The sequence below is a fragment of the Fusibacter ferrireducens genome, from assembly GCF_015352425.1.
Taxonomy (GTDB): domain Bacteria; phylum Bacillota; class Clostridia; order Peptostreptococcales; family Acidaminobacteraceae; genus Fusibacter_A; species Fusibacter_A ferrireducens.
The window spans coordinates 93,099-116,124 of record NZ_JADKNH010000010.1; the positions used below are offsets into that span (position 1 = coordinate 93,099).

The 23,026-nt window shown below is 38.1% G+C and carries 22 protein-coding genes; 8 read left to right on the forward strand and 14 right to left on the reverse strand.

The genetic code is table 11. From position 1 onward, the window contains the following. Positions 1-126 precede the first annotated feature (126 nt). From ISU02_RS16260 to ISU02_RS16270, 3 genes are read right to left on the reverse strand one after another with little or no spacing between them, the layout of a single operon-like run. Complete coding sequence (locus ISU02_RS16260) at positions 127-1,353, reverse strand: ABC transporter permease (protein ID WP_194702906.1); 1,227 nt, start codon at positions 1,351-1,353, stop codon at positions 127-129. Then, positions 1,350-2,033: an ABC transporter ATP-binding protein gene (locus ISU02_RS16265; RefSeq protein WP_194702907.1), complete on the reverse strand. Its 684-nt coding sequence runs from the start codon at positions 2,031-2,033 to the stop codon at positions 1,350-1,352. Before ISU02_RS16265 ends, ISU02_RS16260 begins: the two co-directional genes overlap by 4 nt. 8 nt (positions 2,034-2,041) lie before the next feature. After that, positions 2,042-3,268, reverse strand: a complete 1,227-nt coding sequence (locus ISU02_RS16270) for an efflux RND transporter periplasmic adaptor subunit (RefSeq protein ID WP_194702908.1) — start codon at positions 3,266-3,268, stop codon at positions 2,042-2,044. A 148-nt stretch (positions 3,269-3,416) separates the two neighbouring features. Between ISU02_RS16270 and ISU02_RS16275 the strand changes: the two genes are divergently transcribed. From ISU02_RS16275 to ISU02_RS16295, 5 genes are all read left to right on the forward strand, one after another. Beyond that, entirely contained in the window at positions 3,417-4,076 is a 660-nt protein-coding gene (locus tag ISU02_RS16275; protein ID WP_194702909.1) for a response regulator transcription factor, read from the forward strand. Then, positions 4,066-5,796, forward strand: a complete 1,731-nt coding sequence (locus tag ISU02_RS16280) for a HAMP domain-containing sensor histidine kinase (RefSeq protein ID WP_194702910.1) — start codon at positions 4,066-4,068, stop codon at positions 5,794-5,796. Before ISU02_RS16275 ends, ISU02_RS16280 begins: the two co-directional genes overlap by 11 nt. Before the next feature lie 96 nt (positions 5,797-5,892). After that, positions 5,893-6,495, forward strand: a complete 603-nt coding sequence (locus ISU02_RS16285) for a TetR/AcrR family transcriptional regulator (protein ID WP_194702911.1) — start codon at positions 5,893-5,895, stop codon at positions 6,493-6,495. Between the two features lie 234 nt (positions 6,496-6,729). Further along, complete coding sequence (locus ISU02_RS16290; protein ID WP_194702912.1) at positions 6,730-7,710, forward strand: DUF5692 family protein; 981 nt, start codon at positions 6,730-6,732, stop codon at positions 7,708-7,710. Positions 7,711-8,053: 343 nt separating this feature from the next. Beyond that, the gene (locus tag ISU02_RS16295) at positions 8,054-9,625 is read left to right on the forward strand and encodes a serine hydrolase domain-containing protein (RefSeq protein WP_194702913.1); all 1,572 of its coding nucleotides are present in this window, start codon (positions 8,054-8,056) and stop codon (positions 9,623-9,625) included. Between the two features lie 174 nt (positions 9,626-9,799). Here the strand turns inward: ISU02_RS16295 and ISU02_RS16300 are convergent, their stop codons facing one another. The 6 genes from ISU02_RS16300 to ISU02_RS16325 form a co-directional block, all read right to left on the reverse strand. Continuing rightward, positions 9,800-10,354, reverse strand: a complete 555-nt coding sequence (locus ISU02_RS16300; protein WP_194702914.1) for a 2-oxoacid:acceptor oxidoreductase family protein — start codon at positions 10,352-10,354, stop codon at positions 9,800-9,802. Positions 10,355-10,364: 10 nt separating this feature from the next. Then, the gene (locus ISU02_RS16305) at positions 10,365-11,102 is read right to left on the reverse strand and encodes a thiamine pyrophosphate-dependent enzyme (protein ID WP_194702915.1); all 738 of its coding nucleotides are present in this window, start codon (positions 11,100-11,102) and stop codon (positions 10,365-10,367) included. A gap of 5 nt (positions 11,103-11,107) precedes the next feature. Beyond that, entirely contained in the window at positions 11,108-12,184 is a 1,077-nt protein-coding gene (gene vorB / locus ISU02_RS16310) for a 3-methyl-2-oxobutanoate dehydrogenase subunit VorB (protein WP_194702916.1), read from the reverse strand. 10 nt (positions 12,185-12,194) lie between these two features. Beyond that, positions 12,195-12,398 (reverse strand): 4Fe-4S dicluster domain-containing protein, encoded by a 204-nt coding sequence (locus ISU02_RS16315; protein ID WP_194702917.1) that lies wholly within the window; start codon positions 12,396-12,398, stop codon positions 12,195-12,197. 125 nt (positions 12,399-12,523) lie between these two features. Further along, a complete protein-coding gene (locus tag ISU02_RS16320; protein ID WP_194702918.1) occupies positions 12,524-13,222 on the reverse strand; it encodes a P-loop NTPase family protein in 699 nt (232 codons plus the stop codon). Between the two features lie 2 nt (positions 13,223-13,224). Beyond that, positions 13,225-13,884, reverse strand: coding sequence for a hypothetical protein (locus ISU02_RS16325; RefSeq protein WP_194702919.1), 660 nt, complete (start codon positions 13,882-13,884; stop codon positions 13,225-13,227). A 164-nt stretch (positions 13,885-14,048) separates the two neighbouring features. Here ISU02_RS16325 and ISU02_RS16330 point away from each other — a divergent pair, with 164 nt between their 5' ends. Further along, positions 14,049-14,723 (forward strand): helix-turn-helix transcriptional regulator, encoded by a 675-nt coding sequence (locus ISU02_RS16330; RefSeq protein ID WP_194702920.1) that lies wholly within the window; start codon positions 14,049-14,051, stop codon positions 14,721-14,723. Between the two features lie 146 nt (positions 14,724-14,869). Then, the gene (locus ISU02_RS16335) at positions 14,870-16,105 is read left to right on the forward strand and encodes an MFS transporter (RefSeq protein WP_194702921.1); all 1,236 of its coding nucleotides are present in this window, start codon (positions 14,870-14,872) and stop codon (positions 16,103-16,105) included. A gap of 79 nt (positions 16,106-16,184) precedes the next feature. Here the strand turns inward: ISU02_RS16335 and ISU02_RS16340 are convergent, their stop codons facing one another. Then, a complete protein-coding gene (locus tag ISU02_RS16340; RefSeq protein WP_194702922.1) occupies positions 16,185-17,105 on the reverse strand; it encodes a LysR family transcriptional regulator in 921 nt (306 codons plus the stop codon). 227 nt (positions 17,106-17,332) lie between these two features. On the opposite strand from ISU02_RS16340, the gene ISU02_RS16345 reads away from it, so the two are divergent. Beyond that, the gene (locus ISU02_RS16345) at positions 17,333-18,160 is read left to right on the forward strand and encodes an alpha/beta fold hydrolase (RefSeq protein WP_194702923.1); all 828 of its coding nucleotides are present in this window, start codon (positions 17,333-17,335) and stop codon (positions 18,158-18,160) included. 164 nt (positions 18,161-18,324) lie between these two features. On the opposite strand, the gene ISU02_RS16350 is transcribed toward ISU02_RS16345, so the two are convergent. Genes ISU02_RS16350 through ISU02_RS16365 form a run of 4 tightly spaced genes read right to left on the reverse strand, consistent with a single transcriptional unit; the run spans position 18,325 to position 23,022 of the window. After that, positions 18,325-19,695: a B12-binding domain-containing radical SAM protein gene (locus ISU02_RS16350; RefSeq protein ID WP_194702924.1), complete on the reverse strand. Its 1,371-nt coding sequence runs from the start codon at positions 19,693-19,695 to the stop codon at positions 18,325-18,327. A gap of 19 nt (positions 19,696-19,714) precedes the next feature. Then, on the reverse strand, positions 19,715-21,043 hold the full coding sequence (locus ISU02_RS16355; RefSeq protein WP_228727855.1) for a B12-binding domain-containing radical SAM protein: 1,329 nt from the start codon (positions 21,041-21,043) through the stop codon (positions 19,715-19,717). Between the two features lies 1 nt (position 21,044). Then, positions 21,045-22,406, reverse strand: a complete 1,362-nt coding sequence (locus tag ISU02_RS16360) for a B12-binding domain-containing radical SAM protein (RefSeq protein WP_194702925.1) — start codon at positions 22,404-22,406, stop codon at positions 21,045-21,047. Next, entirely contained in the window at positions 22,399-23,022 is a 624-nt protein-coding gene (locus tag ISU02_RS16365; protein WP_194702926.1) for a class I SAM-dependent methyltransferase, read from the reverse strand. Before ISU02_RS16365 ends, ISU02_RS16360 begins: the two co-directional genes overlap by 8 nt. Positions 23,023-23,026 lie beyond the last annotated feature (4 nt).

The window sequence follows — 23,026 nt, forward strand, 5'->3', positions numbered from 1 at the left end:
GGCTTTTCTAATTACTTTCGTTTATATTTTGCTTTCGTTTATATTTTAGTCTAATTCAAAATTCGCTTTGATTCTCAGGTTATACTTGATTGAGCGCCATTAATATATTTTCCACGAGGGCTTGTTTTACTCATATCTCAAGGCATCGATTGTATTTAGGTTTGCAGCTTTGTTTGCTGGATAAATACCAAAGAAGATACCAATGAGCGCAGAGAAGAAAAATGCCACGAATACAATCTTTACATCTATCGCTAGAGGCACATTCATAAATTGAGTGCCAACTAATGCAAATCCAATACCCAACACAATGCCAATTATTCCGCCTATCCCAGACACAATGACGGATTCAATCATAAATTGCGACAGAATATCTCTCTTTTTAGCCCCTATTGCTTTTCTTATACCAATTTCTCTTGTTCTTTCTGTCACTGAAACGAGCATGATGTTCATGATGCCAATCCCTCCAACGATTAGAGATATCCCGGCAATTGCTGCTACAAATGTTGTGATCGTCCCTGTAAACTTGTTCATCATCTTCATTTGACTTTTCATTGTTTGAACTTGGTAATATTTTTTGCCAACGACATCATGCTTTTTCTCTAAAATACTGGCAATGCTTTCAACGGTGCTCTTAACATTTTCATCTTTTTTGATATTGAGTTCAATATTGCCGAAACTATCCATCTCATTAATTCTCGTTCCAATTGGCAACACCGTATATACACTAAATGTATTTCCAGTTGTTCTTTCCATGGCTGCAGCCGCTTTTGAAAAGACGCCAATAACTCTGAAAGGTTCTGTTTGACCATTTACGTCTACTAAAATCATTTGTCCTAATGGATTTTCGTTGCCAAAATAGTTTTGAGCCATTTTCTGATCAATGACAACTTGCTGGCTCTCATTTGCAATATCTCTTTGATTAAAAAATCGACCTTGGACAATACTCATATTTTCAATATTTTGATACGTTTCATTCACAGCGGAAAAGTTAATCTTGTAAGTCATTTTGCCTTTTACGAGAGAACCGTTAAAACTTTCTACAGGCGATATGCCTTCCAGCTTATCGCCGTATATGCGTCTGACCATTTTAATATCCTCTGCCGTGATATTATATGCACTGTAGTCCACATTGCTGTCTTCATCTTCATACATACTTCCAACATAAATCATCGCACGATTGGCACCGTAATTTGAAAATTCTTTGGTCATCATCGCTTTATTGCCATTGCCTAAAGTAACCAATGCAATGACAGATGAAATGCCAATTATAATGCCCAACATCGTCAATAAAGTCCGCATTTTATTTGCTTTAATTGCTGCAAAAGCCATTTTCATACTTGCCTTTATATTCATATTTTCACCGTCTTCTCATCTTTAATAATGAGTCCATCTTTTATTGTGATCACTCTGTCTGTTTGCGCTGCAATCTCATGTTCATGCGTGACGACGATAATAGTATTTCCCATCCGATTTAAGTCCTTTAAAATCATCATCACTTCATCCGTCGTCTTAGAATCCAAATTACCCGTCGGTTCATCTGCTAAAATAATAGAGGGTTCACAAACTAGGGCTCTGGCAATGGCAACCCTCTGCCGTTGCCCACCTGATATTTCATTAGGTCTATGATCTACTCTATTTGACAGTCCTACCATGCTCAGCATTTCCAGTGCTTTTTCCCTTTTCTTCTCTAGGGTATATTTGCTGTATATCAAAGGCAATTCCACATTTTCTATAACTGTTAACTTCGGTAATAAATTAAAAGATTGATAAATGAAGCCAATCTTTTCGTTTCTGAGTTCAGATAAAGCATCATCTGAAAGATCTTTTGTCACTTCACCATCAAGTTCATAGAAACCGTCTGAGGCGTTATCCAAACAGCCTAAAATGTTCATCAACGTAGATTTACCTGATCCTGAGGGCCCAATAATCGAAACAAATTCGCCTTTCTCAATATGCAAGTCAACGCCCTTTAAAGCTTCAAATACGACATCACCTGTCTGATATACTTTTCTCAAGTTACTAATCTTAATCATATAATCTCCTAATACATTCCTGTGATACTTGTATCTCCATTGTCTTCAGAGACAGAATTGGATAATTTAATTTCTATCTCATCCCCCACATTGACTTCATCACTGATAATCTCTATTAGGACATCATTACTGATTCCAGTACTTACAGTGACTTCTTTTGTAGTGCCATCTGATTGTTTTACGTACACGTACTCTTCGCCATTCAGTCTTTGGTTAACGGCCTCAATGCCCACTGCTTTTATTGCTTTTTTTTCTGCAGTGACCACCTGAACATTTACAGAGAAATTCGTTCTCAATTCAGGTGCTGGTTGGTCTAATTTTATTTTAATCTCCACATAAGCCTGCTTCTTGCCTTCAATGGTCTTAGAACCGGGAGAAATGAATGATACTGTCCCCCTATACTGCTTACCTTTTGCCGAATTTGCTGTAATAGTCGCTTTTTGACCCAATTTAACTTTTTGAAAATCGGCTTCTGAAATATTTGCCGAGATGAGATTCTTTTCAAAATCAGAAATTACCATGATGTTCGTTTTAACAGCTTCACCTTCTGTTGCAATGATTTCAGTAATCACACCATCAATTGGAGCTTTTATTTTGCTATCCTCTATCCGTCTCCGAATTGTTGCTAGCTCATTAAGCAAAGATTCTACTGTCTTCTGCTGAATTAATAGGGTCTCTTTTCTACTGGAATTATTCACTGAATAAAGTGCATTTTCATAAGCTAGCTTGGCATTATCGTAAGCCGTTTGGCTTTCTTCGAATTGTTTTTTACTGATGATACCAGAATCTAATAACGTCTTGTCTTCATCCAATTTTCTATTTGCAGCCTCCATTGCCTGCTTTGCAGTTTTTGCTGTATTGACCAATGCGAGATCACTGCTGTTTTCTATTTGCTTTAATTTCACTTGCTCAATTTCCAATTGAATTGTTTTGGATTTTAATTGGTCTTCCAACACTTCCGTCTTCATTTCTGCAATCACATCCCCTTCATGCACTTGATCACCAACTTTTACAAGGACGCGTTCTAAGATTTCTTCACCCAGAGGCTTTACATTTCTGATGGCCTCTGTGGTAATTTTTCCACTGACATAAATGATATCCTGTATATCCTGTTCTTTTACTGAAGTAGTCTGTATTTCTGAATGCGCTTCATTGCTGCCACTGCTGGAATTCTTAAAAAGTAAAAAACTACCCACCACAATAATGGGTATTAATAATAACACTATCTTTTTCATGTTTTCCTCCTAATACAATTTATCTGTACCTTAATTCTAGACCTATTTTGTATCGAAAATGTATCCTTGATGTACAGATGTTGTAATCTCCACATATAAGAGATGAAGTCTTGCTTATGAATTGCTATAATACAATCAGGAGGTGCTTATGTATCAGGTATTAATTGTTGAGGATGAGGCGCGTTTGAGAGAATTTATCAGCCTATATTACAAGGCTGAGGGATATCAAGTTACTGAAGCGGAAGATGGCGAAATGGCTCTAGATCTTTTTAATAAAAATGTTTTTGATTTAGTCATTTTGGACATTATGATGCCTAAAATCGATGGCTACAAAGTCTGCCGTCAAATCAGAGGCAAATCGGATATTCCTATTATTATTTTGACTGCGATCACCACAGAAGAGAGCGAACTCAAGTGCTACGACCTTGGCGCAGATGACTACGTTACAAAGCCGCTGAAAGGTAAGACACTCGTGGCAAAATCCAAGCGTCTATTGGAAAGATATTTAAAGTCAGATGTGTTTCTCTATGAAAATATGGCTTTGGATTTTAAAAGCAGGCTATTAAAAATTCACAACGAAATTATAGAGCTCACCCCCAAAGAATATGAACTCTTACATCATCTGATCGTCAATAAAAACATGGCACTTTCCAGAGAAAGTCTCTTAGATGCCGTGTGGGGGTATACTTTCTACGGTCAGACAAGAGTTGTTGACAACCATATTAAAAAAGTCCGCCAAAAGTTGGGGGATTACGCTTTTTTAATTCAAACGGTATCAAAGGTAGGGTATAGATTCTATGTTAAGTAAATGGGTCCATAAGGTTACCTCTAAAATCTCCACAAAAATATTTTTGTCAACGGTTTCCATTGTCGTTGTTATTCTGCTTGTTCAGAGTCTTCTATATATATTCGTTATAGACAATGCCCAATATCTTACAAAAAAGAACACTTTAGAAAAGGATTTCAAAATATTTCTCGAGGATATTAAGGATAAGCGTTACGATTTAGAATACATTAATCTCGCAACAAGAGACTACATAAAAAGCTCTGGTAATCCAGTCTTAGTTATGCGAGGCAATGGAAGAATCTACAATGAGACACTTCTTAAGGCCTTCACCAATATCATCACCGTTAATGCGGATGATCAAGAATACAAAATCGTGTTCGACGAAGAACTTCTTTCTAAGCTCACAAGGGATAAGCTTACGATTGCAGCTGAGCAGATTTCTGAAAATTACTATCTCGTACTGGATTTTTCTAGCGACAATTTGGATTTTGACGCAGAAGCCTATGCTGGTGAAAATATAGTGTTCTTAGAGCAGGCACAGGTTATTGACTATCAATTCGCACCAGCTGATAAAAGCAACTACTATTTGAATTTATATCAAGAATTCTTTTTTCTTGAAAGTCAGTACAAGATTACATCAAACCATGCTGTTCAGAGTTTTTACTATGAGCATACAGATGTAGATGCAACTACAATCTACAATATGACTCATTACTATGAGGACAATCAAATTTACTATGTTTTGACCTCCAGTACCATCATTGGTCTTCGAGATCAACTTAAATTCATTGCCTCGTTCAATCTTTTTGTATTCTTCATAGGACTGGCACTGGCAATTTTACTTTCAAAAGTGATCTCTAACACATTATCAAAGCCCGTAATTCAGTTGACCGAAAATGCAAAAAAAATGGCAAATCTTGATTTTTCTCAAAAGACAGAGATCAATACCCATGATGAAATTGGCTCCTTAGGGATGAGTTTAAATACCTTATCCAATCAACTAGAAGAAAGCGTCCTGACGCTTAAATCCAAAAATAAGGAATTAGAAGTCAATTATAGACTCAAATCCATTGAAGAACAAAGAGCCAAAGACCTAATACTGCACCTTTCACATGAACTCAATACACCTCTGGGCATTGTATCTGGATTTAATGAAATTCTGGCAGATGGCATCAATGATAAAGCGCCTGCTTATTATCACGATGCGATCTCAAATGAACTGGAAAGAATGAGTACTTTAATTGGCGATATGCTTGAATTATCCGTTCTCGAAGGCGGCCAATACCAGCTAACACTAGATGATGTGGATGTAAACGCCATTATTTATGAAAGCCTATCACATTTTAAAGAAACCTTTGCCCACAAAGACATTAAGGTGAATATCGAACTCTCTCAAGAAATCGTCAAGGCCAACTTTAAAAAAATGCATCAAGTGATCAATAATTTTATTTCGAATGCATCAAAGTATACTGAAGTACATGGTGAATATTGTATATACAATACAATCTCAGAAGATAAAATCTACTATTACTTTGTCAACACTGCATCCATTAAAGTGGATGATGTCTCTATCCTATGGGAAAAGTTCTATCGCACTCATAAGACAAATACCCGAAACGAAAACGGCAGTGGCATTGGTCTTTCTATTGCGAAAGAAATATTGACGCTTCATGAAAGTGACTTTGGTATCACCAAAGGCGAAGACAGCGTAACCTTTTACTTTTCATTAAAGCGCGCTTAAAAACAAGACGGTCTGCACTAAAATCCTCGGTCAACGCCTTTTGAGATCAAAACGCTTTTGTGATATAATAGAAAAAACTACCATTTGGAGGACTTTATGAGACCCAGCGCTAAAGTGACCATCCTCAGTACCTTTAGACAGCTCATTCAAAATAGATCTTTAGACAAAATAACCGTTACAGAAATCTGCGAGAAATCTGCCATCAATCGGCAAACCTTTTACAATCATTTTAGTGATCTATTTGACATCTTTAAGTATCTTTTTCAGGAAGAACTGTCAGAAGAGATTGCTCAAAATCGAACTTTTGAAAAATGGTGTGGCGGTTTTTTGGCAACACTGAACTATTTAAAATGCAATTCACGTATGATTCTTAACGTATACCAGTCTTCTTATCGCTCAGAAGCAGATTTATTTTTTATCAACATATCCTATCAACTTCTGGATCGTGTGGTGGATGAGTGTATGAACAATATGCATGTTGATCTCATAGAACCCGATTGCCGATTTATCGTCAATTTCTATAGACATGTTTTTAACGGTCTCATGATAGACTGGGTAAATGAAGGCATGAAAGAAGCGCCAGAAGATATGCTCAGAAAACTTCAACTTATGATTGGTGGCAGCATTCCAAGGTCAGTTCAAGCCTTTGCAGACGAAGAGAAATTACATTGGTGGGGCTCATTAAAATCTAAAAGTTAAAATATCAAGATCCTGTGAAAGTCGCGTCTAGATCACATCAAAATCATATAAAATACTTTAAAAGTGTCTTTATTCTATAAGGTGAAACTTTATTTTAAATCCTGAGCTTTTTTTAAAAAGTTTTTGATTTATTTCAGCTTATATAGACACTTTCTTTTTTTTGTCTATTGTGGGCACTTTGATAAAAAATATACAATACATGTATGAACTAATATAAATTATGGAGGTTTTAACATGTTCACTTTCAATTATGCAGAAGGCGCGACGCTTTTAAGTGTTTGGGGCATTTGGCTCGTGGTATTCGCTCTACTCTTTGGATTTAACGAAGTGGCAAGAAGGTCCAAATGGATTGGCTTTTTCAGTTTTGTGATTTTACCAGCGGCATTATCCGTCTTATGGTTTACATCACTTAAAAATACCACTTATACAGATTGGTTTCACTTAGCTAAAGTTTATTCTTCCACAGCAGGTTGCATTGGATTTTGGTGTATCCGTCACGTGAGATTCACTTCAAAACGCACTGGTAAAGCTTGGCGTCTATCTGATAAAAAATGGGCACTCTGCTTTCCACCGCTCATCCTTGCCATCAATATTCTAGAAGCTGTTCTCAGAGATTTTGAAGTTGGCATGCACTATGTTGGTGGCGGTATCTTAGCAGATGAAGCCATGTATGTTTTAGGCGGTCCTTGGAATTATATGAACGCAATTGCAGGTATCTTAAACATTATCGCAATCACAGGCTGGTTCGGCATCGTCATCCGAAAAAAGACAAAAGAAGACAGCAGTATGGATATGCTTTGGCCAGATATGCTCTGGTTCTGGATCATTGCATATGATATTTGGAATTTCGCTTACACTTACAATTGTCTTCCTGGACACTCTTGGTATTGTGGATTTGCACTACTCCTAGCACCTACACTTTGTGCGTTTACAGTTGGAAAAGGGGCTTGGCTACAGCATCGAGCTCAGACTTTAGCCATTTGGTGTATGTTTGCACAAACATTCCCGTCATTTATTGATCAAGGCAAATTCTTGGTGTCGTCCACATACAATCCAACGATTATGTTCGTGGTCAGCTTTTTAGCACTTGCTTCAAATGTTGTCTTAATCATTTACATGTTCACTAAAGTCTCTAAGACAAAACGTAACCCGTACCTCGGTGAATTGTACACAGACCTCGATAAGTATAAAGAAGTTGCCGCAATGGCCGAGTAATCACGCACTCATCTAAACAGCTCAAGAATTTTATTGCAGATAAATTCTTGAGTTGTTTTTATTAAAACAACAAGATTTGAGCCAAAAGCTGTGATGAGGGATATTCAACCTCAAACAGCGTCAGCGAAAATCGGTTTGAGGTATCAAATGATGACTCAAATGTTGTTAGAACAACAAGATTTGAGCCAAAAGCTGTGATGAGGGATATTCAACCTCAAACAGCGTCAGCGAAAATCGGTTTGAGGTAGTTTAACAACTCAATTGCTATGCGTTCTATAAAAAGTTATAATTGAGTTAGAATTATGATAACTGTTTTTTGATATGACCTTAGGAGGCCTCACATATGTTACAAAATAAAATACATGTCTACATATACATTCTGATTCTGATAACATGCGTTCTAATGACAGCCTGTTCCAGCCCACATGAAATACCAGAAAATAATGAAAAGACCCTTGTTTCATCAGAAGATTTAGAACCCGAAACGGTATGGTCTCTGGGCACATTCCCTGTCTCATCCCCCGAAGCACAAGGTATGGACTCATCCAAACTCAATGAAATGTTTAAGAAAATTCAAGATTACGGATACGATATTCATCATCTGCTCATCATACGAAACGGATATGCCGTTGCCTCTTGTGATTTTTATCCCTATACCGCTGATAATCTTCATCCACTTAACTCTGTGACAAAGAGTTTTACTTCATTTGCAATTGGGAAAGCCGTGGATGAACAATTGATCTCCAGTGTTGACCAACCCGTTCTCTCCTTTTTTAAGGATAGAACCATAGAAAACCCAAGTGACTTTAAATCTCAAATGACACTTGAACACCTTCTTACTATGACAGCAGGCTTGGACTGGTCAGAGGATGGCAACTATGGTGCGCCTTATGATTCCTACACGCTTATGGCACGAAGTGAAAATCCGATGATGTATGTCCTAAATCAAGCCGTTACCACAACACCAGGAGAGAAATACTACTACAATACGGGTTTATCCTACCTGCTTTCAGGCATCATCACGCAAGTAACAAAGAAAAGTGAGTCCGATTATGTTGAGGAAAAATTATTCACCCCTCTGGGGATAAAGGATTACTTTTGGTGGAATGATCCACAGGGCATCACATCAGGTGGCAGCGGACTGATGCTTAAAGCAGAAGATCTTGCTAAGTTCGGTTATCTGTATCTCAACAAAGGCAACTGGGATGGTGAACAACTCATCTCAGAAAATTGGATAACGGCATCGACGACTAAAAAAATGGACACCCCTAATGGCCTTGCCGGTAGAGATGGCTATGGTTATCAATGGTGGATGAATTCTTTTGGGGGTTACTCTGCCAGAGGCTATAGAGGCCAATATTTATTTACTTGTCCTGAGGAAAATATCGTTGCGGTTTTCTACAGTGGTCTCTCGGGTTCAAATTATTATGTCCCAGAGCAATTGATGAAGTACTTTGTTTTACCTTCTGTGCAATCGCCTTTAGCTATTGACGAAAATACCTCATCGTTCGCAGCACTTCAAGAATCCATTGATCGTCTTGAAGAAAAACCAGCTCCCACAGAGCACTCTGCAATTCCAGATACTTTTAAGGCCATAGATGCTCAAACTTTTGAGACGGATGAAGGCTACACCATTTCGCTGGATTTAACTGATGTGGATGCTGAAATAAAGCTTCACTGGTTGGCCAATGGCGATCAATATGATGTTCCCGTTGGTCTTGATGGTATTTATAGAGTCTCTACTTGTCCTAATTTTCACATGAATGGTTTGGACTCTCCAATCGGTTTTAGGGGATCATGGAGTGACGATGACACACTGTTAATTGAAATGCGCCCACTTGACAATGATAGCGTATATCAGCTAACTCTTACTTATCGCAACGGCAACTTAACTTCTAAATTTTCTATAAACTGATCTGTAGAGCATTTGCATTAAAAATATCTCATTGTGATCACAGTGCAAATAAAAAAGAGGCTTCAATAAATAGCGTTTCAGTAAACGCAACTATTGGATGCCTCTTTTTCTAAATTATACCTTTGATTTTATTCAATATATTATCTGTAAAACATAGATTTGAATCTCATAGCCTTAACTCTGTTGCTTTTGTGATTGTCCTATGCTCAGTCCCTTTTCAAAAGCTGCCTTATTTAAAGGCAACAAAGCTGCCTTACTGGCCAATTTTTTTTCAATCGTATCCCATACAATTTCTGGGGTCACAACATCTGTATAGCCAATATAGACGCCAAGCATGATGATATTCAGCACTTTGGCATTACCCATTTCAAGTGCCATTTCAGTTGCAGGTACCTTTATAAGTGTCACGTCATCTCTTTCGACATCTTCTCTCACAATAGAACTGTTGATAAATAGTCTTCCCCCAGATTTGAGTCTATTTATGAACTTGTCGAGTGACGGTTCATTCATGACGATGAGATCATCCATCGTATCCACTAACGGAGCACCTATAAACTCGTCCGATATCACCACGAAACAGTTCGCCGTTCCACCACGTTGTTCTGCACCATAAGAGGGGAAAAATGTCACATTTTTATCTGTTGAATCACAAGTCGCTTGAGCTAAGAACTTCCCCATTGTCATAACGCCTTGACCGCCAAAACCGGCAACGCATAAATTTGTTTCCATATTTGCCCTCCTATTGATCTCTATACACGCCAAGTGGATATTGCGGTATCATCTTTTCTTCTATGAATTCAAGTGATTTAATCGGATCTACGCCCCAATTGGTTGGGCAGTTTGAAACGACTTCCACTAAAGAGAACCCCTTTCCGTCCAACTGATTCTGAAATGCCTTTCGAATGGCCTTCTTTGTCTTAATCACGTTTTGAGGCGTGTTGCAGCTGGTTCTTTCAATATACACAGGTGTCGTCAATTTATTGATGACTTCACACATGTCCATTGGATAACCATGTTCTTCAACCTGTCTCCCCTTCAATGCTGTTGAAGCTTTCATCCCCACTAATGTTGTCGGAGACATCTGACCACCTGTCATGCCATAAATCCCATTGTTCACATGGATAACCGTGATGTTTTCACCGCGATTTGCCGCTGAAATAGACTCAGCAAGACCAATCGATGCAAAATCACCATCACCTTGATATGTGTAAACCAAAGTATCTTTGTTGGTTCTCTTAAGGCCAGAGGCAACCGCTGCTGCACGTCCATGCGGTGCTGTGATGTTGTCGTAAGCCATATAGTTCATATGGAGACCACAACAGCCGATCCCCAACACACACGCCGCTTTATCAACGATCTCCATCTCTTCAAGGACTTCACCGATCAATTTCATAATTGTACTATGGAAACAGCCTGGACAAAACCCTGAAACTTTGTCCTCCTGAATTGTCTTTGTTCTCGCATACAATTGCACCATCTCTATCACTCCTCCTCAAATCCTTTGACTGTTTGAATAATCAAATCACGTGTCATGATGTTGCCACCAGAACGCAAACAATCTCTCACTGGAATACGCTCTCTCACCACAGCATTCACATCATGAATCATCTGTGCTGGAATTGACATCTCTACATCGAGGATGTATTTGACCTTATCATAATCGATCTCTTCAAAGGCCTTATTTGGAAATGGATTTACTGTAATAGGCCTAATAAGCCCCACTTTAAAGCCATCTTTCCTCAAATGATCCACAGCCGATTTTGCAATACGCGCCGAGATGCCATGAGCAGTCAAAATGACCTCAGCATCATCCACGCGATATTTTTCCACCATGACATCCTTCTCCCACGATTTATAGAGCTCATCCGCAGCCCTATTTGCCCGTTCCATCTCTGAGGTTTGCCACTGACCAGGTTGAATCCAAGAGCGCTTTTCTTCAAGTGCATGACCAATACAAGCCCATGAACTTTTTTGATCTTTTATGGCAGCAATTTCTTCATCAGATACCGGTTCAGGCAATTCTACTGGTTCCATCATCGCTCCAATGACGCCATCCGATAATATGAGTACAGGATTTCTATCTCTATCTGCAAGTTCAAACGCTTTATAAGTTAAATCCACTGCTTCCTGGACAGATGCAGGTGCAAAGACCATCATTTGAAAGCCACCATTTCCAGATGCCTTTGTGGCCTGAAGGTAATCCATTTGAGCAGGATGAATCGTACCAACACCTGGACCCCCTCTTGAAATGTTTGCATAAACCATCGGAATTCTAGCAGCTGCACAATAAGAAATCCCTTCACTCTTAAGTGCAATACCCGGGCTCGAAGATGAAGTCATCGATCTCGTACCACCTGCTGATGCACCATATACCATATTTATAGCGGCAACTTCTGATTCCGCTTGAATAAATACACCACCCACTTCTGGCATTCTTCTGGAAAAATACTCTGGGATCTCATTTTGTGGTGTGATTGGATAACCCGAAAAAAATCTACAGCCTGCTCTGACTGCTGATTCTGCTATGGCTTCGCAGCCTTTCATAAATATTCTTGACATGATTTTCCTCCTATTTATAGATTTCAATCGCCCCATCTGGACAGATTCTGCCGCACATCAAACAAGCAATGCAATCTGACATTCTTGCTGGCGTCACATATTCGTAACCTTTCGAATTTACTTCAGTTCCAATTTCGAGAACGTTCTTTGGGCAAAACTTTACACAGTAACCACAGCTTTTACAACGCTCTGAAATGATTTTAATCTCAGCCATTTTTTGACTCCTTTCATTATAAAAATTGGGTGATCTTGATCTTAAATATTGATTTTAAATATTGATTTTAAACATTGGTTTTAAATATTGATTTACATCTCGATTTTAAATCCAAGTCTCTAATTTCACTCCACATCCACCCACGGATAAGTTAAATACAAGTGAAGGGGGATCAAGTTTTTATCTACCTTTTGTCGCGCTTCTTCATATAAGGTCTCGTTGATACAGTTAAATTCAATGGCTCTATAAGGCGCTACAATCTCTTCTATTTTTTGACAGCCTTCAACAAAATCAGCCATTGTCGTTGCAACACCCAAGTTAGAGTTGTTGATCATTCGCACGTTGTCTAGATTTACTCTTGAAGCATGAAGCACTGCTACAAGAGTCTGATCTATTTGATCAATGTCTGTTGACCACGGTCTAAACGCATTGAGAACATAATAGACAGCCGTATGCGGCTTGTTGAGCTCTATTGAAAACCCACCTATACTTCTGGCACCAATATGGTCTCCGCCAACATCCATCACCACAAGACACCGCTCATCTCTTAACAATTTATTGACACCACCCACAAGCGTAGGTGCATCCATGAATTGCTCTTCAAAATGAAATACAATCCCCTCACTTTCAAGCTCGACGATAGCCTCTCTAGCTCTAAACAAAGGCTTTGTCATGTCCATATCGAAAAAATGGATTACTTTGTCGGTGACCTGGCTCAGCAACATTGCAAAATTCAGCGCAATCTCACTTTTGCCACTGCCAGCTTCACCTAAAAAGACAAAATTTGTTTTATCTTGTTTTAACAATAATTTTATGTTTTCCAACTCTAATCCTCCACTGTTTCCAGTTTTGATTTTTTAGTAATCGTCAAGATGAGTCCCAATGCCATAGATAACAAGGCAGCTGCCAAAATTCTATACTCATTTGGCAATAAAAAAGTCAATGTATGTGCAGGAATCCAGAAAAACGGCACTGTCTTCAAGACGACAAAGCTCCAAAATCCCACTGTGTCAATATGCTTGACAACATTTGACAGAGAGAGATCTTTTTCCCCTTCAGCTTTTAAATCCAAATACTGATCTGAAATTCGATGAACATACATAAAAGTTGGTGCAAATGTGGCATTCATCAAAAATGAGGTGAAGAATGCAAATGCCAGTTTAGATGTCCCGCCAGGCAACATGCCCTTGGATAACAGAGCCGTTATACCCGTTGCATATATCGTGAAAATCATGGTTATCAATATGCCAAATAATCCCCAAATTATTGCTCTTGCAAAAAAGAACTTCGCAAATTTCCATTTGCCTGTTCCAACACGCACTGCAAGCAATTCACCCATGGAGGCCAATATGCCAAACTTAATAAATCCTCCCACAAGGGGATGTGTTGTGGTGAAGCTAATAAAAGCCTCTCGTGAACTTGGAAGTACAAAGATGGCTGCAATGATCAACATAATTGCCCCCCATATAAAATCACCTTTTCTCATAATGCATCTCCTTGTATAATATTTTATATATCGTATAATTACTTATATTGTATCAATTTTGTGTCTTTTGTCAATAAAATTTTATATGCTATATAAAAAATTATACAATGTGGTTTTATCTATTTTATAGTATAATAGATAAAAAAAGTTTTAGTGGAGGCAATATGACACAAATAGAAACCGTTATTTCAATATTGGATTTTTTTTCTAAGGTCATGGGAGATGAAACCGAAATTGTTGTACACGATTTAATTCATAATCGAATCAAGTGGATCAGCAATGGACACATCACCGGTCGATCTCAAAACGACATTGACGATCCCACCACGATGCACATTGCCAGACGACATGCCATGGACTCGCCTTTGGGAGATATGCTTATTGGTGGCAGTTCCTATACCAAAGGCACAACTCATATACGCAGTTCCACTTTTTTCTTAAAAGATCCCAGTGGCAAATCTCAATACGCAATATGCGTTAATCAAGATTTAACACATATTGATGCCATGCAAAAATACCTAGAACACTTTACAGGGACATCATTAGAGACCATAGAGTCCACTTCCAAGGTAGACGACTCCATAGAAACACTGACAAAGCAACTTATTTTCAGCGAAATTGAACGTGAAAAACCCTTCTCCAGTGATTCGAGGGAAGCAAAGCTTGCGATCATTCAGCGATTGGAAGACAAAGGCGTCTTTGAAGTCAAAGGCTCTATCCCTATTGTCTGTGAATTTTTACAAATCGCACAAGCCACTTTATATAAGTATCTTAAAGAGATCAAACAGTCTAAATGCTTAGAGGTTGATGATCCCAATTTCGAAAGAGAGTTGTCCTGAATGCCATGAGGACAACTTTTTTATATTGAATGCATATTCACTATATGCCTTTCTATCGTTCAAATTATAGACGCCTGAATTGACAATCTATAATAAAAACCATAAAATAGTTAGAGTACAGAAATATATTATGTTGGGGGATGCAAATGAATCAATTTATTAAATCTAACAGCTCATTAATCGCAGTATCTTGGGGGCACTTTGTCAACGATTTTTTCATGAGTGTTGTCCCCATCACGCTATTCGCCTTTGCAGAGGTACTCAAACTCAACGCAACTCAAATGTCTGTAATTTTATTTGTCATCACAACAGCAGGTACTTTTTTTCAACCCCTTGTGGGCCTTTTGATCGATAGAGTTCAAAGAAGCGTCTTATTGATTTTAGCACTGATTTGGATCACAGTGGGCATGAGTCTAAGTGGCATTATAACCAATTTTTATCTGCTCACGATTGTTGTTGGTTTGGCAGCCCTTGGCTCTTCAGTTTATCATCCGCTGGGGTCAACGATTACAATTCATAAAACAGGACTGTCCAAAGGTAAGAGTCTCTCTATTTTTATGACCGTTGGCAGTTTTGCCCATACAGCAGCACCTTTAGTGGCAATCCCTTTAGTTTCCATCTACGGATTAAATGCGCTTGCTTATCTCTTGATTCCTGGGTTGTTATCTGCTCTATTCTTATATCTTTCAAAAGTACATCAAGTGAAATGGACAAGAGAAGTAAAACAAGAGAGGTCAAATTCAGAAGTTGAAAAAAAAGAGCTTCTTAAAAATCAAAAGGAGAAAATGCTTTCAACCAAACAACAGTTATTCATGAGCATTCCAGTGACCATTGCAGTGGTCAAAGGCGTCCTATATAGAATTACGATTGTATTTGGCGTCATCATTATGGGGTTAAAAGGTGTAGACCACGTCCAAGCGGGATTTGTATTATCGGGTTTCATGCTTGCAAGGGCAATTGCAACACTCGTTGGTGGGTTCGTCAGCGACTCTATTGGAGAAGAAAAGACACTAAAGATTTTTAATCTCCTCTCCCTGATCTCCGTTTTCTGCTTTTTGAATTTTGAAGGCGTCCTCATGATTATAGGATTAGTCATACTCGGTTTTTCCATCAATGCAACCTCAGCGGCAAACATCACCATTATGCATAAGATCATCCCAGATCGTATCAACTTTGGCACAGGGATCATCATGGGATTTAGCGCCACATTAAGTGCCGTTGTTATGCTAGGCTATGGTGTTTTAGTTGATCTCTATGGACACGTTGCGCTATTTAACTTAGTTATCGGCTTAACGGGATTGATGGCACTGGTGAGTTTTATCTTGCCTAAATCATTGGAACCTCAAGATTTAAATCCATTCTTGAGTAAGACAAACATTTAAATCAAAACTACCCGCTTAGCGGGTAGTTTTGATTTGCTGATGATTTTTCAATTGAAATCTCGGAAAAAAATCTCTCCGCTCAAGTCTGTAAAATACATTCCTTTGTATCTTCAACAAGCTCTTCAGTAATCCTTTTTAAAAACAAGTCCACTTCTTTTGATATACTTGCGCCTTTTCGATAAGTCACATAGCAATAACATTGTGGTGCTGGTTCAATTGGTATGATACGAAGATCGCTTAGAGTTCCATTAATAAGTATATTATCGTAGATCATTGGTCGATTCAGAATACATATGCCATCTTCAGAATTAGTCTTTTCGAGTAAAAGACCTATTTGAGAGCTCTGGTACCCTATTTTAGGATTGAACCCGGCTTCATGACAACCATCAATGACCTGCTGATATAAAACATCTCCACTTGTTACAATATTAAAAGTGTGCTCTTTCAAATCTGCAAACGATACACTGCTTCTATTATATAAGCAATTGTTTTTCCCCACAGCTACAGAAACGTCATCCTTGAATGCGGAAAAAATTTCAACGTTTTTCGATTTAATGGGTTCTTCTGTCATAGCAATATCAATTTCTCCATTTAAAAGTTTGGCTATTAAAATATCCTGGGTTGCTTCAATGACATTTACTTTTATTTTAGGAAAATTATTTTTAAAGCCATACAAAAACATTGTCGTAAAAGGTGTGCAATAGTAAGGTATGACACCGAAATTGACAACCATTTTATTTGATTTGAGTACTTCAAGGGACTCTTCAAATGCCTGATATGCAATCAGAACAGGTTCTATACTTTTTACTAAATATTGCCCTTGCTCTGTAAGTATATTTTTTGTTCCAACCTTTTTAAAAAGTTTAATACCTAAATCAGATTCAATTTTTTTTACAGCTTTACTTAATGCAGGTTGGGATATATAGAGCTTTTCTGCCGCTCGAGAAAAATGTTGAGTAGTCGCTATCTGTTTTATATAGCTCATTTCTCTTAGATTCATAAATGATCACGTCCTTATAACCAATATACACTTTAGTTAAATATAACTCAAGGTTATATTGAACTTGAAAAAAGGATATTTGTATGCAAAAACGAAATACACTATGATGAATATAAAGAAGATCGAATATAATATATTCTAATTGCTTTTAAATAATCCGGATTTCGAGCATCTACTTCTTCTAATATGTCTTTTCCACCAAAATATAATTTGAAAGGAGAATTGTAATGCCTTATTATGTGACTATTGATAATACAAAATTATATTATGAAGTAAGAGGTGAAGGCAAACCTCTAATTTTTATACACGGCTGGTCGTGTTCTACAGAATCATTTGCTACTATTGTCGAAGATCTTAGAAATAAATATCAATGTATCAGTTATGATCACAGAGGTCACGGTGCTTCATCAATGCCTCAAGGTGGATTTACAATAACTCAACTTGCAAAAGATTTAAGAGAATTAATTGAATATTTAAATCTTAATGATATCGTCCTTGTTGGACACTCCATGGGGGCTGCAACAATTTTTAGTTATATTTCACAGTTTGATTGTGATCGAATATCTAAGATTGTTCTACTTGACATGAGTCCTAAGCTATTAAATGACGAAAACTGGAACGCAGGTTTATTAAGTGGTCAATATAAGATGAATGACTATATGGAGGATATGGAAATAATCGGACAATCTCTTTCTGAATTTATGTGGAAGTTCTGGAGAATGGCACTTCCTGAATTTGAAGCGCTACCAGAGACCCTTAAAGATCTAGTTGCACCTGGACTTGTCGGTGTTAACAATCCTCATGCTTTAGCCTGCTTGTGGCATTCTATGCTTCATTTAGATTATAGAGATTCTATCAAGAAAATAACAGTGCCTGCCCTATATTTTCTGCCTGATCATCCTCTTTATTCAAGAGAAACAGCAGAATTTATTAAAAATAACTCTAGCTCTACTGTTGACATCGTTGCTTTTGAAAATTGTACCCATATGATCATGGACGATCAGAGTCAGAAGACAATAGACGAAATTGATCATTTTATCAAGGCATATTTATAATTAAAATATACAGAAAACCTATTCTCTATCGCATACCTAATTGGTTGTCATTAAGGATATATAACCCCACTCCAGATTCTACCGACCAAATCTAGAGTGGGGTTTATATTCACAAAATCAATCTTCTCGCTCGCATTGGATGTAGCCCTTCTTTTAACTGCTTCTCAGTCATTCGCTCTCATCATCAACTCTATATACTTCCCAAAAGCCTTCAAAGATCCCATGCTCAATCGATATACACTTTTAAATCCAAATCTATTTAACATTTCCGTGGATTGGTTCAGACTCAGATTGATGTACAGGTTCGTCACCAGCATTTGATAATAATACTGTCTTAAACTCATATTGCTCGGCTGAATACTCACTTGACCAAAACTCCACTTCTCATAATCGTCAATGCCAAAGAGCAGTCGTTCTTTATATGCCTTATAAAGCGGTAAATTGGGAAATGGCGTCAAGGGACTCACACTTGAAATCTGTGGAGATAGCTTTTTAACATATTTTCTAAAGGCCTTGAAGTCTGTCTTTGTCCAATCTGGATGTGCCATGAACGAAGCCCATACATCTATCCCGATTGTCTTAAGCAACTTAGCGACTGCTTCACTGTCTGAGGTACTACTCTTTTTAGTGTAATAATTTAATTCCTGATCATTAAAGGTCTCATAACCCACAAGCAGTGCTTTAAGTCCCAAGGCCTTGAACCGTTTTAGAGAAGATATGTTGCTGAGTATCCCTTCCACCGATGCATAAGCAATGAAATTTTTATTTAGATTTAAAGATTCAATCAAATCCAGCAATTGAACAATTCTTGTCTCAGACCCTAAAATATCGTTGTCATAAAACATAATGGTGTCTTCTTCAATGTTGAGCAGATCTTGTTGGATCAGCTCCTTGTCAAAGGCCACTTCCTCCCGCCCTTCAATGCGCCACCTCAGACAAAACATACAGGCCTTATTACACCCCTGAGAGACCTGCATAATCGCCGCGGGTTTGTAGCCAAAATAAGAATAATGTTGACGGTACTTGGCGGTGGATTTTCTATTGGGCAAAATGTATTCATTAATCCCCTTTAGCGCTTCCCCCTTGTAATCCTGAGTTCGATCTAAGATCCCAGGGATTTCAAATTCTAAAGTCCCCTGATCTAAATGGGTATAAAAAGCCGTGATGTTTTGTGTTGTCGTAAACTTAAAGATATAATCAATCGCATCATGAAAAAAACTGCTTGGATTCAAAAGCGCTTGTGTCCCTCCCACGGCTATGTGAATCGTATCGTCATATGCTCGCGTCTCTTGGGCAATTTTAATAACTGCCTTGACATCAATACACAAACTGGTAATGGCAACGACTCTTGGTGAGCATGCTGATAACTTTTCTTTTAAGGGCACCGGATCGCACATCATATCCAAAATTTCAACTTGATGATCTCTTTCTAAAACCGCATAGAGCATTTCAAGTCCTATGGGTTCTGAAAACATAAAGTCACTTAAAGTGACAGCTTGCTTAATGCGTGGGGGTCTCACAAGTAAGATTTTCATACCATCTCCTAATTGTCTTCTAAAATATATTGGGCGTTATGCCTCTTTTAATATGGCTTCTATAAAATAAATTTACAGCAGTATAGAACAAATAATTAATCGGCCTCTTGAAGAAATCTTTTCTCACAAGGGTTCTCTTGATGATGGATTTATATGAAAATAGGGCATTGTATAAATCCCAATAAGCTTTGGTCAGTTCTTCTGGCGACATGTTTTTAGGCATGTGTTCTGCCTTGCAACCATCGAATGAATAAATATCATCAGATAAAATGCGACCATCAGCGAACATCTCTTCAAAAAATTTCGTTCCCGGTATAGGCGTCAATATATAAAACCTTGGCACACATATTTTATTTTGCTCGATGAAGTCTTTAGTCCTCTTGATGCTTTCAAGGGTATCCCCTTCGCCACCTACCACCATTTCAGTGGACACATCTATCCCAGCAGAGACAATATTGTCGATCAGTTCTGTATATTCTAATGGGTTGGCCCAACCTTTATCCATATGATTAAGCGACTCCTGTGAAATGCTCTCTATGCCAAAACTGAGTGCATAGCAACCACTCTCTTTTAGCAATTTAAGGAGTTCTTTGTCTCTGCCAATTTTGATATCACATTGACTCATCCACTTCATTTTAAAGGGCTTAATCATTTGAAGAAGCTGAATCAAATAAGCCCTATCCCCGTGGATATTGTCATCGAGGAGTGTGAATTTATTAAACCCCAATGCCTTAACTTGTTCAATATCTCTTTTCACCTCTGACAGATCCTTTTTAATATAAGAGCCTTTATACAGACAGGATACCGAACAAAATGAACAACAATTCGGACATCCTCTCCCTGCCTGTACCGGTAAAAAATCGCCAATAGATTTATTCAAGATCAGATCAAATCGCGGGAGAGGCGTACTCAATTTTCGAATGGGTTTATGGTAGATGGCTTTTAAGGTATCGCTCTCATAATCATTTAAAAGATCTTCCCACACCTCTTCTGCATCGCCTACAACAACTGCATCACAGAACTGAACAGCCTCTTCTGCCATAATAGAGGCCATATATCCCCCAAGAATAACCTTTTTACCCTTTGAGCGATAGTGTTTCGCAAGATCAATAGATCTCAATACACCATGCCCCATGGTACTTATGGCAACAAGCCCCGCATCTGTTTCAAGGGGGACTTCTTCAATGGTTTCCAGACATATTTCTACCTCCCAGTCCTTGGGCGTCATAGCCGCCAGTAAAGGCATGGCAAGCCCGACGAAGTACAATCTCTTCTTTTTAATGGGGTGATGATTTTTATCATATGGACTTGGTTGTATTAAAAGCAGTTTTTTCATTTTATTTTTCATACTACCCTCTAATCATTTTTAGAATGTATTGCATGGATACTCTTGAACTTCCGACTAACATTTTTAGATTAGGCCTTATGCCATACTTTTTAACCAATCTGATCAAATGTTTAGGCGACATCACAACTTCATAATATAATTTCCAGATTCTAAAGTAAAACTGCCGCTTGGACATGTACTTGGGCGTTAAGACGATATGTGCCATGTCCCACAGTTCCACATCGCTCGGTGCTTCTATAAAATCTTTGACGTAATCGTCATAAATAGCAGTGCCCTTTAAAGGCGTTAAAGGTTGTAGGTTGACAAAATTGACCCCAGTTTTCTTGAGCCAGTGTTTTAAGTCATTAAAGTCCTTTTTACTAAAATCCAGTGGCATGATGAGCGTACTGTAGCACTCCACATCCAGTGCGTTTAGTATAGCCACTGCTTCTTCATTGATTTTAACCGTGGTCAGTTTATCATATGATTTTAAATCTTTTTCTCTTACGGATTCGATGCCCACAATGACACCGTGAAGTCCCACCGCTTTGAAATCCGCCATCAGTTCAGCATTTTGAGCGATAAAATCTGCTCTCCCATAGATTAAATAGTGCTTATCTATTTTTTCTTGCCTCAAAATCTCTATGAATTTCCGAACGCGAGCTTCTGAGACTAAAAAATTGTCATCCACAATATAGATTTCTCTTTCACGGATTTCTTTGAGCTCTGAAATGACATCTTCAAGAGTGCGTTCATAATACTGTCCACCTGTAATCTCATGACAAAAACAAAAAGCACATTTAAACGGACAGCCAAAACTCGTTTTAATCAGCGCACAGGGATTGTGAAACATGTAGTAATACTGTGCTCTGTAGGCAGCATTGATCTGACGATCTGGTGGATTATAGGCAAACTCAGTGTTGAGCATTTGCTGATCAATCTCATTTTGAATCCCTTGGATAGAGGTATTGGCTCTTAGACCTCTTAAAAGCATATTGAAGGCATCAATCCCATTTCTCCAAAGCAGCACATCAATATGCACGTCTTTAAAATCGTCTGGCACAACTTCCACATGAACGCCACCCACTGCCGTGACAATCGTTGAATCAAACATCTTAATCTCTTTGGAATACGCCTTGATGAGATTGACATGGGTATTGTATCCAGTGAAAATCACCACACTCGGCTGGTATTGTTTCAGATGCTTTGAAAGTTTGGTGTTATCCAACAACATATCAATGAGAATCAGATGATATTGGTCTTTTAATTCAGGCTCTAAATTGGACACCAAGTATTCAAGTTCTAGAGGTTCACAGATCATAACATGTTTGAGGCCTATGGTATCTTTATGCGGTTTTGGTCGTATGAGTAACACATTAGTCATGTTTGGGCTCCATTTCAAAAAGATAAATACTTGGCATATACCATTTTGCTTTAATACGCGTTGTGGATAGAGGATTAAACGCCTCTGATGCAAGCTCAATAAACGCTGAAACAGATGGATATATGGCCTGACCTGTTGTGAACTTCACCCCAGCAAGGCATAGCGCATCATAGAAACTATTTTTACTGGCAAATGCAATCAACAGCTTACCATCACTTTTTAACAGCGTCCGGAATTTACTCAAAACATACTTTTGATCCTTGTAATAGGGAAAAGAATGTGTACACAGGACTAAGTCTACTCTATTTTCAGTTTCAAATGCATGAACATCTTCACAATACCACTTTGTCTTTAAATCCAACTTAGATGCCACCTCAATCATTGTCTTGGAATAATCTAGCCCATAACTGTGTTCAGTGATAAAATTGGATTCAATTTGCTCGATCAGTTCTCCAACACCACAGCCAATGTCTATGTATGAGCCAATGACTTTATCGTTGAATGATTTTTCCATTAGGTCTAACACTTTCATGCGCGTTGGTTTTAAAGATACTTTTTGCACCCATAGCTTTTTATATCTGGGTGCCCAAAAATTCCACACTTTTTGATTACTCATTGCC

Bases quoted from the DNA above. Each gene is read 5' to 3' on its own strand.
- ISU02_RS16260 (WP_194702906.1), bottom strand. From the start codon at position 1,353: ATGAATATAAAGGCAAGTATGAAAATGGCTTTTGCAGCAATTAAAGCA.
- ISU02_RS16265 (WP_194702907.1), bottom strand. From the start codon at position 2,033: ATGATTAAGATTAGTAACTTGAGAAAAGTATATCAGACAGGTGATGTC.
- ISU02_RS16270 (WP_194702908.1), bottom strand. From the start codon at position 3,268: ATGAAAAAGATAGTGTTATTATTAATACCCATTATTGTGGTGGGTAGT.
- ISU02_RS16275 (WP_194702909.1), top strand. From the start codon at position 3,417: ATGTATCAGGTATTAATTGTTGAGGATGAGGCGCGTTTGAGAGAATTT.
- ISU02_RS16280 (WP_194702910.1), top strand. From the start codon at position 4,066: ATGTTAAGTAAATGGGTCCATAAGGTTACCTCTAAAATCTCCACAAAA.
- ISU02_RS16285 (WP_194702911.1), top strand. From the start codon at position 5,893: ATGAGACCCAGCGCTAAAGTGACCATCCTCAGTACCTTTAGACAGCTC.
- ISU02_RS16290 (WP_194702912.1), top strand. From the start codon at position 6,730: ATGTTCACTTTCAATTATGCAGAAGGCGCGACGCTTTTAAGTGTTTGG.
- ISU02_RS16295 (WP_194702913.1), top strand. From the start codon at position 8,054: ATGTTACAAAATAAAATACATGTCTACATATACATTCTGATTCTGATA.
- ISU02_RS16300 (WP_194702914.1), bottom strand. From the start codon at position 10,354: ATGGAAACAAATTTATGCGTTGCCGGTTTTGGCGGTCAAGGCGTTATG.
- ISU02_RS16305 (WP_194702915.1), bottom strand. From the start codon at position 11,102: ATGGTGCAATTGTATGCGAGAACAAAGACAATTCAGGAGGACAAAGTT.
- vorB (WP_194702916.1), bottom strand. From the start codon at position 12,184: ATGTCAAGAATATTTATGAAAGGCTGCGAAGCCATAGCAGAATCAGCA.
- ISU02_RS16315 (WP_194702917.1), bottom strand. From the start codon at position 12,398: ATGGCTGAGATTAAAATCATTTCAGAGCGTTGTAAAAGCTGTGGTTAC.
- ISU02_RS16325 (WP_194702919.1), bottom strand. From the start codon at position 13,884: ATGAGAAAAGGTGATTTTATATGGGGGGCAATTATGTTGATCATTGCA.
- ISU02_RS16330 (WP_194702920.1), top strand. From the start codon at position 14,049: ATGACACAAATAGAAACCGTTATTTCAATATTGGATTTTTTTTCTAAG.
- ISU02_RS16335 (WP_194702921.1), top strand. From the start codon at position 14,870: ATGAATCAATTTATTAAATCTAACAGCTCATTAATCGCAGTATCTTGG.
- ISU02_RS16340 (WP_194702922.1), bottom strand. From the start codon at position 17,105: ATGAATCTAAGAGAAATGAGCTATATAAAACAGATAGCGACTACTCAA.
- ISU02_RS16345 (WP_194702923.1), top strand. From the start codon at position 17,333: ATGCCTTATTATGTGACTATTGATAATACAAAATTATATTATGAAGTA.
- ISU02_RS16350 (WP_194702924.1), bottom strand. From the start codon at position 19,695: ATGAAAATCTTACTTGTGAGACCCCCACGCATTAAGCAAGCTGTCACT.
- ISU02_RS16355 (WP_228727855.1), bottom strand. From the start codon at position 21,043: ATGAAAAATAAAATGAAAAAACTGCTTTTAATACAACCAAGTCCATAT.
- ISU02_RS16360 (WP_194702925.1), bottom strand. From the start codon at position 22,406: ATGACTAATGTGTTACTCATACGACCAAAACCGCATAAAGATACCATA.
- ISU02_RS16365 (WP_194702926.1), bottom strand. From the start codon at position 23,022: ATGAGTAATCAAAAAGTGTGGAATTTTTGGGCACCCAGATATAAAAAG.